We start from the raw sequence: 13,927 nt of genomic DNA, 5'->3' as shown, positions 1-13,927 counted from the left end.
GATAATGAAACTAGGAAATAAAATAAAAATACCGTTACTATTTGTACTGGTAATGAATAGTTTATTTACAACTACTTCTACAGCACAGGAACACCCTATCAATCAAGAATTTGAAATGATATTAGCGGGTCCAAAGAAGACTATTATAGTGGCTGCAGCTGCTTTCCCTGGTAATATCGATAAGTTCCCTCTCTATAATGAGTACATACGTGTAGAACGGGCCGATCGAGGTAGCCGTAATTTCAAAAGATTAGCAGATATCAGCTTTCCAAAATCAGCTATCGAATTAGAAAAAAATCTAGGGGGAATGATGGACGACATAAAGAACAAGATGGGTGTACAGCGTACAGAAGAGGTTTATGACAGACTCCTGAAAGAGGGACCAGCTGTACTAGGTATTTTATTGATCAATCCTGATCTTCAGGAAGCTCTTGGACTGACATTTACAGACCATAATAGAGATCCAGATAAGGTGTCTACATACCGTCTGACGAAGATCATTGCTGCCAGGGAGGTACAGCAACGGATTGTCGAAATTCCGGCTGGTCTTCCTACCTATCCCGAACAATATACCATAGCGTCTATATCGCCTAGCGATAGTATCGTATCGATGAGTTGGTTGAGTACAACAGCTAGTAAGAAGAGCCCTTTCCCGTTGATCGCCCGAGTTTATAAACAAGGAGCACACAACCAAGGCTTCAAGGAGCAAGGAAGAACTTTAGTGACAGGAAGTAGTATTTTGTCTGATAGTACTTTTGTCTATCATTCGGACGTTGTAGAGCCTGGCCGCAATCTAGCGTATTATATACAGATCGAGGATTTCGCAGGCAACATAGGTCTTCCATCCGACACGGTATATACCGTATCAGTATCCAAAGGGACGATCAAACCTGTTATGAACCTGCAGGCTAGGGACACCTTGGGAGGAATTTTATTAACTTGGGACAGTATTCCAGATGATGCATTGTATGCTGGGATACAGATTTTAAAATCCAGAAAGGTATCAGAAGACTATATTGTTCTTGATACTATACCTGCAGAAGAGCGAACATTTTTTGACGATAGGGTTGTTGGATCGTCTGTGTATTATTATCGCGTCCGCCCATTGTTGTTCGATCTACCTCTTGCAGATCCTATGCAGTTTGCAGAAACTACGGGTTACGTTGGTCATAGAGACAGTACTATACCGAACATACCGACACAGGTATCGGCTGAAGTTGTAAAACAGGGAGTGCGCTTAAAATGGCAGCAGGGTGAAGAACTGAATCTATTCGGTTACTATATACTGCGTGGCACATCGAGAAAAGATATGGCAGTCATCTCCTCTGCGGTACAGGCACATACCTTTCTGGATACCAGCATCGCACCTGGTTTTTCAGGTCAATTGCAATACGCCTTGCAAGCTATCAGTCTAAACCAACAGGTCAGCGATACTTCAGAAATAGTATCCGTATCTGTACAAAGACCGGTAAATCTAAGTCCACCCGGAGGGCTGGAAGCAAGGTGGGCGGACGATGCAATAGTTTTAAATTGGGATGATGTAATACAGCGTGACGATAAAGTGGATGGATATATGCTATATAGGAAAAAATCTGACGGGGAGGAGTTCGTACCTATGATGAAAACTATCCATACCTTACCTTTCTTTACGGACACTACGGTACAAACTTCCGAATCGTATATATATGCCGTTGCATCGCTAGATTCTTGGGGTAATCATAGTATCCTTTCTCCAACATCGGCTGTTAAGCCTACTAGACTACAGACAATATTATTACCGCAGGAACTTTACCTGCGCAATTTGAATATGGGTATAGAAATATTCTGGCCCGAGGTATCATTTCTTCCAAATGAGCAGTATATTCTGTATAGAAAGATGATAGGACAATCAAACTATATAAAAATAGCCTCTGTATATCCGGATAAGCCATATGTGGATTATGATGTCCGATCAGATCAACTTTACGATTACCAAATAAAAATTAAGTCTTCAGAAGGTGAGGGTAAAGCAGCAATCTCAAAAACAATTCGAAGATTTTAAGCCTTGGAAAGAGCAGCCTGATAGAGTCCAAAAAATGTGAATATCCTCTAAGAAAAATCTATTCACAAAATCTAAATTTCTCATAAATAATTATAATTTGTATATTGGACACTAGTAACCACTTGTTGAAACCAAAAAATCGATGTCACAGATAATACTAATGGAAGACGATAAACTTTTGTATCTATTGAAAAATGGGGATGAAAAAGCTTTCCAGATTATTTATGATAGGTATTGGAAAAAACTCTATACATTAGCTTATTATAAGGTGAATTGTCTAGCGACAGCAGAGGAAATAGTGCAGGATATTTTTTGTAACCTCTGGCGACGAAGGGCGACATTTGAAATTCAGAGTAATCTCTCGAACTACCTAGTCGTCTCTGTGAAATATAGAGTAATAAAAGTGTTGGATAAATACTACAGGGAACAGAACTATGTTAATTCACTATTGAAGAGCAATCTGATAGATGATTCTACCCAGGAACACCTAATTTATCAGGAGCTTAAAGACCAATTGAGCAAATATACAGCTGAATTACCAGAAAAATGTCGATTAGTGTTTCAATTAAGTAGGGAAAAAGGGTATACGCAAAAGCAGATTGCTAAAGAATTGAATATTGCTGAAAAGACTGTGGAAGCTCATTTGGGCAAAGCAATTAAACATTTACGCACGAGGCTATCCCATTTTCTGCAAATTCTTTTATAATTTTCTTATTGGACTAAGGGATTCGTGAATCTACAGGGACATATATGTAAAAGCTCTGTATGGATAAGCAAAAATACTACGAATCTCTAGCTTCAAAATGGGTAGGTGGCACCATCTCGGACGAAGAGAAAGAAGTTTTTTCGAAATGGTTCTCTGAAATACCTGATCAAGATATTGTACTGCACCCATCCTATGCAGAAAGCGAAGAGCAGCTAAAGCTCCGCATATTTAATCAAGTGAAAGCACGCTTGGGCAAGCCACATATGGAAACGAAGGCTACAATATCCTCCTTCGCGGCGTGGAGGAATATCGCAGCGGCTATTACAGTTATCTTTGCCTCTACACTTCTTATCTATTTCTACAAAACAGATACCGAGAACGATAGCTTTGCTACTATTGTACCTGGGGGCTCTCGAGCTACCTTAGTTTTATCCGATGGTAAAGAGGTATTGCTTGATAGCATTAATGTGGGCGCCAAAGTCTACGATGGTAATGTAATGATTCAAAAAGATGAGAATGGGCATTTGACTTACAGTTTTGTAAATGATGAGGGTTCAGAATTGGTCTACAATACTATAAATACACCGGCAGGTGGTGAATATCGTGTGACTTTACCCGATGGTTCTAAAGTATGGTTAAATTCATTGTCGTCATTTAAATATCCACTAAAATTTGCCGGGAATAGGAGAGAAGTTATCTTACACTATGGTGAGGCATATTTTGAAGTAGCGAAGCACACAGATGATAAAACCCGTATACCATTTAGGGTATATACCGATAATCAAATGGTTGATGTGCTAGGAACTCAATTCAATATAAATACCTATGATAGCAAAAAAATAAAAACAAGCCTAGTAGAAGGGTCGATCATAGTCGGTGTCAAATCTAGCAGCAACAGCTATCCCCTTTCTCCAGGACAACAGGCACAATTGAATAGAAAAAATGGTACTATTTCTTTGGAATCTGTTAATTTGGACGGCATCGTAGCTTGGAAAGAAGGATATTTCTATTTTCAGGATGCCAGCCTACCTACTATATTGGAAGAGTTTTCACGTTGGTATGACATAAAAGTAGAATACAAAAACTCCGTACAAGAATACCAGTTTATGGGTAAGATCCCTCGGTCTACCGAGTTAGAAACAGCCATGGAAGTCTTAAAAACTACCGGTGTGAATTTTGAAATTAAGGATAAAAAACTAATTGTTTACTAAATAAGAAAAAGATGACTTGAGATCAGATGATTTAAGGAAATAACCAGATGTGCTGTAACACATCTGGAAAATGTTTCCGCTTACAGTCCTTCACATAAGTGAAGTAAATTTTATTGTTGATATAAATTATAAACCGAAACATCACAAAATTATGAATTTTATCAGAAAATTCAAGCAGTATTTCATGCTGTACAATCGAAAGCTGTTCTGCCTTTCTTTGTGCTTAAATGTGTCCACTAAGCAATTTTTATACATTATGAAAATTAAAATCATTATTGTTGTCTTATTAGGGAGTTGTTTGCAACTTAAAGCTGAAGCATACGGACAGACACTTAATCTTCGTGAAAAAAATAGCAGCATGGCAAACGTCTTTAAAAAGATTGAGTCACAGACCGGCTATACGTTCTTTTATAACAAAAAGGAGTTTAATGACAAAAGAAAGATATCAATCCAAGTCGACAATGAATCATTAAACAACACACTAGAAAAGCTTTTTCTTAACCAAGCGTACAGCTATACTATCCACAATAAGATTGTAGTAATCAAACAAGTACCCTATCCTAAAAGCACAGTAGGCGGAGGTAGAAAAACTGACAATGCACTGCAAAAACAAGAGATTTCTGGAGTAGTCACGGACTCTTTACGCAACCCGATATCAGGCGTGTCAGTGCATGTGATCGGTGCTGATAAGGGCACATCTACCGATCGCACTGGAGCTTTTAAGATACTGGTAGAGCTGGGTGATCAATTATCTTTTACAACCGTGGGGTATGAGCAGTACCTGTATGAGGTTAGAGGATTTGCTCCGCTTACAGTTATGCTTACAGCTGATGTTGCCGATATAGGGGAAGTAGTTGTGCTTGGGTTTGGACAGTCCCAACAGAAGATAGCACAAACGGGATCTATGGCGTCTATCTCTACAAAAGATCTAAAGCAGAGTCCTGTAGCTAATGTCACAAACGCCCTAGCGGGACGTCTACCGGGGCTGATTACCTTACAACGTAGCGGTGAGCCTGGGTACGACAATTCTGATTTATTAATTCGTGGGCGATCAACTTTCAATAGTGTTGCTCCATTGATTACAATTGATGGGGTGCAGAAAGATTATAGTGCCATCAATCTACTGGATGTCAATGAGATTGAGAACATCACCATTCTTAAAGATGCCTCGGCGACAGCCTTGTATGGAGTGAAAGGGGCAAATGGTGTAATCATCATCACCACAAGACGTGGTGTCGCTGGTAAGCCACAGATTCAAGTTTCATCGCAGTCTGCCCTACAGAAGGCAACGCGTCTACCACAGATTTTGGAATCCTATGACTATGCATTGCTATCTAATGAAGCCTATCTGAATGATAATCCAGAGGGAATATTGATACCATATAATGAGATTGCACTGGAGGCATACCGTACGGGAATTAATCCGTTGAAATACCCTAACATAAATTGGATGAAAGAAGCACTAAAAGATTCAAGGCTATCGCAGACAAATTTTAATATCAGTGGAGGCAGTCCAAGAACAAGATATTTTGTAAATATCGGCTATACGGATCAAGACGGTATTTATAAAACCGAAAAGCAACCTAAATATGATCCAAACGTCTCTTTCAAACGCTACAATTTTAGATCTAATATCGACGTAGATTTTGATGATGATTTTAGCATGTCGTTAAACCTGTTTGGGGCAATTGAAAATGGTAACTATCCGAGATCTGGTGCTGCAGAGCTTTTTGATATGCTCCAAAAGGTGACTCCTAATGCATTCCCTATTCGTTATCCTACAGGGTTTTACGCACAAACACCTTCACTTTTGAATCCATTCTATTGGTTGAATACACAAGGATATTTCCAAAACTTCAACTCCTCTTTGTCCGGGATGCTTTCCGCGACCAGAAAACTAAATTTTATAACTAAGGGCTTGTCCATAAAGGGCAACTATTCATTTGATGGGTATTTTAGAAATCAATTTGGTAGGACGCGTAGTGAACGCTCAGCCTACTACAATGGTTCAGGAGAATACACCAATCTAGATAGCTATACCTATACTCAAGAAGATTTACCATTATCTGCACCGTCCTCCTCGTTCAATCAAAATCGGGATATCTGGATGGACATCTCCCTAAATTATGAGCGAACATTCGATAGACATAGCCTAAGCGGTCTATTGTTAGTCAACCGGACACAGAAGGTATTGGGGGGACAAATACCTTACGTATCACAGGGTGTGGTGACTAGACTTACCTACAACTTCGAGAACAAGTATTTTGCGGAGTTTAATGCTGGTTTTAATGGAACGGATAATTTTGCCAAAGATAAACGATACGGTTTTTTTCCTGCCCTTTCGGCGGGTTGGGTGGCGTCTAAAGAAAACTTCTTGAAAGACAATAAGGTTTTGACTTTTATGAAGTTTAGAGGCTCATATGGACTTACTGGTAACGACCAACTGAGCGGGAGACGATGGTTGTTTATCTCTGAGTACAATAATTATTCAGGCTATACATTCGGTGATCCTCTCACTTGGATTAACGGGATAGGCGAGGGGGCTATTGCCAATCCAGATGTCTCCTGGGAGGTAGCTAGAAAATCTAATATAGGCCTCGAGACGAAATTTTACAACGGACTTTTTGAGTTTAACCTGGACCTATTTAGTGAAAAGCGCAATGACATTCTGATTACCCGAGGGTCCGTTCCTTCGATTATCGGCATCCCAAGTGCTAATCTAGCGCCTGTAAACTTTGGTAAAACAGAAAATAAGGGGTTTGAGGTTGAATTAAATCACAAATTAGCAATTAATGATCTTAACTATTTTATTAAAGGGAATATTTCATTCGCAAGGAACAAGATCATATTTATGGATGAGGAGACCAAGCCATTTCCATATTTAAGTAATACAGGAAGACCTATTGGTCAGTTTTTTGGATTGAGGGCAGATGGGTTCTTCAATAGTCAGGAAGAAATAGCAAATCATCCAACACAATTTGGGCAAGTTATCCCTGGGGATCTACGCTATGTGGATCTGAATGACGATAATATAATCGATCAAAATGATGCGGGGCCAATTGGAAAGAGTGATGTGCCTGAAGTATTCTACGGTATCTACTTCGGGTTAAACTGGAAAGGTTTTGATGCAAGTTGCCTTTTTCAGGGAGGCTCTGGATTTAATGTGCTATTAAGTGACCAAGCTGTTTATGAATTTGTAGAAGGACGCAATGTCCTGAAACACCATTTAGACCGATGGACAGCAGAGACCGCTAATACAGCGACTTATCCCGTACTTCATTATGGTTTTAATAACAATAACCATAGACCCTCTTCTTTCTTTCTCAAAGATGCGTCTTATGTACGCCTGAAGAATGCAGAGATAGGCTATACGTTTAAAAGGATCAAATTGTTTAAAGACAGGCAATTAAATTCTATACGCGTATATACCAATGGGATGAATCTTGTCACTTGGGATAAGATCGGTGGATCTTATGATCCAGAGATTAGAAGTGGAAGCGGGAATAACTACCCCCAGCAACGGGTGTACAATTTCGGCATAACCGTCAATTTCTAATGATTAAACAGTAGATGACTATGAATATTTTTGAAAAGAAAATCAATAAAATAGCCATATTGCTTTTTGTAACACTTTTGGTTGCATGCAATAAGTTTGATAACTATTTAGACAAGGCAGAGTCGGGAGGAATGTCCGAAGAAGAGGTATTTGGGAACTATCGAGAAACCGAACGTTTTCTCGCTCAGATATATGGCAGTGGTATAAAAATTGACTGGGTAGGTGGTGGCCTATGGTCATTTTCCTACGATGGCGCTACAGATAATGGATATTGCCCATATCGCTATTGGCCCAGTCCCAAGTTTGTTTATGATGGTACACTGACCTCTTCCAATAATCCTATTGACCAATGGGCAGATAGTTATGCTGCCATACGTAGGGTAAACCTCTTTTTAGAAAAGATCGATGCGCTACCAGTTAAAAGTGAAGAGGAAAAAGTAGGTAAAACCCGGATGAAAGGAGAAGGATATTTTTTGAGAGCCTGGTTTTATGCGGAACTTTTTAAACGATATGGTACTGTACCATTGGTAGAGCGCGTACTTCAAGTTAGTGATGATCTGAATATATCTCGCGCGTCTACTGCTGATTTGATTAACTTTATTATTGAAGACTGTGATAGATCAGCATCCTTATTACCAGACACCTATACTACCAAAGATTTAGGCCGAGCTACAAAGGGGGCCGCACTAGCGCTTAAAGCGCGGATACTTCTCTATTACGCGAGTCCCTTACATAATGCATCCAACGAGGTGGATAGATGGGAAAAAGCGGCAAATGCAGCAGATCAAGTCGTGAAATTAGGTGTATATAAACTGCACGGATCCTTTAAAGATATGTTGCATACCCGCAATTCATCGGAAACAATCTTCCAATATACCGCGAATTACGAAGACCAGTTACGCAACAACTTAATGCCAAGTCAGGGTGGCTTTTCTATCGTTAATCCCAGCCAAGAGCTGGTAGATGCATTTGAAATGCGAGATGGACTTAGTGTTAATGAGTCACCTTTGTATGACCCTCAGAATCCATATGCTGATAGAGATCCGCGTTTCAAAATGACACTAATTCATAATGGCATGTCTTGGTTGGGTAAATCAATTCAAACATTTGAAGGAGGCTTAGACGGGATTAATGGAAGTGGCGAAAATTATACCAAAACGGGGTATTATCTAGCGAAAACGTTGGACGAAAATGGGAGCTTAACACCTATTTGGCGTCCAGGAAGCCATTTTTTTGTATTCATGCGCTATGCTGAAGTATTATTGAATTATGCAGAAGCTAAAAATGAAGTGTTATCTATGCCTGATGCATCTGTTTATCAGGCTGTCAATGAAGTACGTACGCGAGTTAATATGCCAAATTTGCCTTTGGGCCTTTCAAAAGATCAGATGCGAACCCGCATTCATAATGAGAGACGTATCGAATTGGCCTTTGAGTCGCATCGTTTTTGGGACATTAGACGATGGAAAATAGGTGAACAGGTTATGAAGGCCGTGCACGGTATGAAGATTACTAAGAGTGGAGATACCTTTCTGTATGAACGTTTTAAAGTAGAGGACAGATTTTATAAAGGCACCTATGATCTATTTCCAATTCCACAGAGTGAACTAAATAGAAATACCGCGCTAAAGCAAAATCCAGGTTACAACTTCTAAAAAATTGTAATCAAAGGTATTAGAAATTTTAAGTAATTAAATAATGTAGGTATGAACACGATAATCAAATTAGTATATATAATTATTTGTGTAGCCTTTCTGGGCTGCAAAAAAGAAAATGGAAATAGCCATGATGCCACTGCCGATATAAACATAGAAAAGTTTATCCCAACTGAAGGGGATGAAGGAACAGAAATGATGATTTTCGGAAGTAACTTTTCGAGCGATACTGCCCAGATATCGGTATATATTAACGGTATTAAAGCACATGTGACTGGTGTAACTATGGATAGGATATTGCTTATGGTACCCGCCGGTAAGGGAATAGGCCCCGTCGAAGTACAAATAGGAAATAAATCAAAAAGAAGTGCAGAATACTTTAAATTTCCGCCAGTATATCGTTGGCGCCTAGCGACACTAGCAGGCAATGGTATTGCGGGATATCAGGATGGTGTCGGTAACACCGCTCAATTTAATTTAGTTAGAGCTCCGGGGATTGCAGTGGATACCGAAGGAACTATCTACGTTGCTGATGACGGAAATCATTGTATACGCAAAATCACTCCAGATGGCACAGTTACTACTTTTGCGGGTATGCCTGGTCAGGCTGGCTACCAAGATGGTAATGGAACAAAAGCTAAATTTGACACCCCCTTCCATGTTAGTGTGGACAAGAATAAGAACGTATATGTATCGGACACTTGGAATGCTAAGTTGCGTAAGATAGATTCCAACGGCGAGGTGACTACGCTGACAGGCGTAGGAGATATTGTGTGCACTGCCATAGATCCTAGAAATAATCAACTATATGCAGCTTCGCTGACGAATGGAGCAGTGTATCAAGTACATGCTAATGGCAATCTCAGTGCCGTAGTATCTGGACTAGGATGGATAGGGGGGATTACCATTGACGCTCAAGGTATGCTTTATATAGTGGAAACAGGCAACTCAGTAGTGCATCAGGTGGACCTAAAGGCGTTTTCTGGAGATCCGTTACAGACAGCCATTATTGCGGGTACCAACGGAGTGGCAGGATATGTAGATGACATCGGTGTCAAAGCGAAATTTGATCGCCCGTGGGGCATCGCCTGTCAGCCCAGCACCGGAGAGTTGTACATAGCCGGAGACTCTGGGCCTTATGGTGGTCCATGGTATGGTGATGGCGGAAATAATACCAATCAGTGTATACGTTTGATAAAACCTAGAACTTGGGCTGTATCGACATTTTTCGGAACTTCTGAAAGAGGGTTCGCAGATGGTCTGAAAGAAGAAGCTAGGCTAAACAATCCAACAGGTGTAACCATAGGATCTAATGGCACAATTTACATTGTGGATACAAACAACCAATCTATCAGACAAATAATAAAAGAAGAAGTACTATGAATAAGGATATAAATAGGAGAAGGTTTATTAAGAATACAGCAGTTTTTGGGACTAGTGCGTTTCTATTGGGTAGTAATACCTATGCCTGTAAAGAAGATAAAGCAATAGAAATAACGGATATCGATAGTGCTAAGAGAAGACATGTTTTATCGATCGTCAATAGCTCGACAAAAGTACTACCAGATGACATTCTTGGGAATAGCAATAGTGTTACACTAGCAGGAGCTTCAAATGAGGTCGAAAGCTTTCAGATCGTAATCCGCAGTACGGAGGCCATCGATGAGGTGAAGGTAGAAATGGAACATTTGAAAAATGGAGTACATCAGATTAGCGGTCTAAGATGGAGACAAGTAGGCTATGTGTATGTTTCTACGTTTGATGGGCATCCTAATGTACAAGATGTAGCGGGTCTATTGCCAGGTTGGTACCCTGATCCTCTTTTGGAAAGAGATAGTGTCAAAGTATTACAGAATACATCCAATGTAATTTGGGTGGACTGTCCAATACCAAAAGGGACCGCACCAGGAGTGTACGTAGGTGAGATACGTGTCCACATAGGAAAAGTAGTCGAAAGGGTAACTGTGAGTATGGAGGTATTCGGATTCGAGCTACCCGATAGATCGACACTGCCGACTTTATTTTCACTGTCGCTAGAGTTTTTAGATAGCGTGTATCCAAATTTTGATCGTTTATTGCGTAGCAAGTGGTTCAATTTTATAGCTGAAAACCGATTGGCTCCGACAGACATGTATATCAATCTGTCTAGTGAAGAGGCTAAGCTGAAGATCAGTTCTGAGGAATATGCTCTCTATATAAATAACCTGAATGGCTTTGTGCTATATCCGATAACGTCGACTTGGGAAGATCGCAATGCCAGTGCTGAAGAATTGATCGCACGTTTTGAGAGTAATAGGCCTTATATCGACACGATGATCCGGATGGGATACGTCGAAAAGGGAAATGGTGTCTTTTATGGTTTCGACGAAAATGACACTTCTCATTTTGAAACAATGAAAGAGGTCCATAAACATATAAAATCGGTATATCCAACTATTCCTATTGCAACGACATCTATGCATATAAATTCAGTTGAATTGTTGGAGGACCTTGAGATTGATATTTTGGTACTACATATTACGGACGGTATTTATACTAATCGTTTCGCAGATCAAGTACGTGCCACAGGCAGAAAAGTATGGGGTTATATCTCATTACAACCTTACCACCCGATGCCTAATTGGCGCATCGAGAATCCTTTCTTAGATAGCCGAGTGTTGCTAAGTGCAATGGCTTATCACCAACGCTTCGACGGTTTTTTATATTGGGGACTTAACCAGTACAATAAAATCGGATGGAAATACCCAAATACATTGGCTAAAAATACAAATCTAAAGCTAAACTTGTCTATTACTACGCCAACGGATGAATACAAATGGTTACATGGTGACGGTATACTGTTGTATCCTGGAGAAGATGGACCTATAAGTAGTATTCGGATGGAAAATATTAGAAAAGGGCTTGAAGAATATGAATACTATTGCCTGTTGGAAAAGAAATTTGGTAAAGCTGAAGCGCATAGCTGGGCGACTAGGATAGCTCCTTCTATGGAGCAATTTAGCGATAATACTCAACAATATTTGCACGTTAAAAAACAGATTGCTGATCGCTTAATGAACGGTAGCTAATATGAGATACTTTCTTCTTTTGTTGCATCTAATTCCTATCACTCTCCTTAGTCAAAAAAGTAGTCAACTACAGTTGATCGACAGGATAGAGCAGAAGTACAATTGGTTAAAGATTCCTGTCAAAAACGGAGCATCCAAACATAAAGTAGTGCTTAAAGTAGGGGGGGACGCTGTTCGTTCTTTTGACATTGAACTTGCTTTAGATCGGGTTGATTGGTATACGTATATTAATTTGAATGATTGGAAAGGGGAGATGATTTCCATTTATCTAGATACTGTGCTTGACCTAGCTGTCCACCATAAACTATTTCAGCAGACCGCTCAAGAGACCTATAGTACAGACTTATACCAGGAAAAGCATAGACCGCAATTTCATTTTTCGGCAAAGAAAGGGTGGCTCAATGACCCTAATGGTTTAGTTTATTACAAAGGAGAATACCATCTGTTTTTCCAACATAATCCTTACGGTTTACATTGGGGGAATATGCATTGGGGACACGCTGTGAGTACCGATTTGGTACATTGGAGAGAGTTGGAAATAGCTCTCTTTCCCGATCATCGAGGCACTATGTTTTCTGGCAGTGCTATTGTCGATATCTCCAATAGTTCGGGCTTGGGTACTTTAGAAAATCCTCCATTGTTATTATTTTATACCTGCGCAGAAGGAACTTGGGAGCAAGGTATTGCGTATTCATTAGATGGACGAACATTCCAAAAGATAAGCGAGGTTGCCATTCCTAAAATAGTTCCTGGAAATCGTGATCCTAAGGTGATATGGCATGAAGAATCAAAAAAATGGATATTAACTTTGTATGTCACTGAAGAACACGAGCAACATGCGGTGTATTTCTTCAACTCCGATGATTTACGGAATTGGAAGCAGATAAGTACAATAAGAGGTGGGCGGGGAGAGGATAAATATCTGTATGAATGTCCAGAGTTTTATCAACTTAAAAGCGACAGCGGCATGGCGGAGACAAAATGGGTGCTTTCTGCGGTAGATGGCAGTTACGCGATAGGTGATTTTGATGGCATGATGTTTAAACCTGACTTCGAACGATTGAGAGGAAACTATGGTCGTGGATATTATGCAGCCCAAGTATTTAACAATACACCAAACGACATACGAATCGAAATTGGCTGGAGGCATACACACACTGCTGTAGATGGAATGACGTTTAACCAGTCCATGAGTATACCTATGGAACTCTCAATGGGAAAGCGGGGAGATATGTTATTCGTAAGACGCAATCCTATAGCAGAACTGACTCAGTTAAGGAAAAAAAAACATACCTGGCAAAAACAAATCTTCAACTCCGCAATGAATAATCCCTTTCGTGAGATTTCTTTTGGAGAGTTAGAGATTGATATAGATCTCCTTCCACAGGACAAGAGCCTATTTGAAATTAACATGTACGGTATATTGTTATCCTACGATCAAAACACGGAACAGCTGAGAGTAGATGGAGTTGTCAATACCATTCCCCTGATAGATGGCAGACTAAAACTTCATTTATTTATAGACCGAGTTGGGGTCGAAATATTTGCTCAGGATGGAGAGTTTTATATACCAATTAATAAAAACACCAACAGTCACTCAGAAAGACTATCGCTTAAAGTCCTAAACGGTAAAGTTATCTGTAAAAAACTAGATGTTTATGAACTTTCTTCTATTTGGTAGCGGTTTGAA

General features: G+C 39.9%; 8 protein-coding genes. All 8 read left to right on the top strand.

The features are described from left to right. The first annotated feature begins 4 nt into the window (after positions 1-4). The 8 genes from JKG61_RS10415 to JKG61_RS10380 all read left to right on the top strand — a co-directional run bounded on the left by JKG61_RS10415 (position 5) and on the right by JKG61_RS10380 (position 13,918). Entirely contained in the window at positions 5-2,041 is a 2,037-nt protein-coding gene (locus tag JKG61_RS10415; protein WP_202102920.1) for a fibronectin type III domain-containing protein, read from the top strand. A 142-nt stretch (positions 2,042-2,183) separates the two neighbouring features. After that, positions 2,184-2,747, top strand: a complete 564-nt coding sequence (locus tag JKG61_RS10410) for an RNA polymerase sigma factor (RefSeq protein ID WP_202102919.1) — start codon at positions 2,184-2,186, stop codon at positions 2,745-2,747. A 59-nt stretch (positions 2,748-2,806) separates the two neighbouring features. Beyond that, the gene (locus JKG61_RS10405; protein WP_202102918.1) at positions 2,807-3,958 is read left to right on the top strand and encodes a FecR family protein; all 1,152 of its coding nucleotides are present in this window, start codon (positions 2,807-2,809) and stop codon (positions 3,956-3,958) included. 256 nt (positions 3,959-4,214) lie between these two features. Next, entirely contained in the window at positions 4,215-7,514 is a 3,300-nt protein-coding gene (locus JKG61_RS10400; RefSeq protein ID WP_202102917.1) for a TonB-dependent receptor, read from the top strand. 20 nt (positions 7,515-7,534) lie between these two features. Next, positions 7,535-9,169 (top strand): RagB/SusD family nutrient uptake outer membrane protein, encoded by a 1,635-nt coding sequence (locus JKG61_RS10395; RefSeq protein WP_202102916.1) that lies wholly within the window; start codon positions 7,535-7,537, stop codon positions 9,167-9,169. A 51-nt stretch (positions 9,170-9,220) separates the two neighbouring features. After that, positions 9,221-10,552, top strand: coding sequence for an IPT/TIG domain-containing protein (locus JKG61_RS10390; protein WP_202102915.1), 1,332 nt, complete (start codon positions 9,221-9,223; stop codon positions 10,550-10,552). Continuing rightward, positions 10,549-12,237 carry a DUF4091 domain-containing protein gene (locus JKG61_RS10385; RefSeq protein ID WP_202102914.1) on the top strand — a complete coding sequence of 563 codons (1,689 nt, stop codon included), beginning with the start codon at positions 10,549-10,551 and terminating at the stop codon, positions 12,235-12,237. Before JKG61_RS10390 ends, JKG61_RS10385 begins: the two co-directional genes overlap by 4 nt. Before the next feature lies 1 nt (position 12,238). Next, positions 12,239-13,918 (top strand): DUF4980 domain-containing protein, encoded by a 1,680-nt coding sequence (locus tag JKG61_RS10380; RefSeq protein WP_202102913.1) that lies wholly within the window; start codon positions 12,239-12,241, stop codon positions 13,916-13,918. Positions 13,919-13,927: the final 9 nt, after the last annotated feature.

The organism is Sphingobacterium faecale, from assembly GCF_016746095.1.
In the GTDB taxonomy this organism is placed as follows: Bacteria; Bacteroidota; Bacteroidia; order Sphingobacteriales; family Sphingobacteriaceae; genus Sphingobacterium; species Sphingobacterium faecale.
The sequence above is the reverse complement of the archived record's forward strand: the minus strand, read 5'-3'. Positions and strand labels throughout refer to the sequence as shown.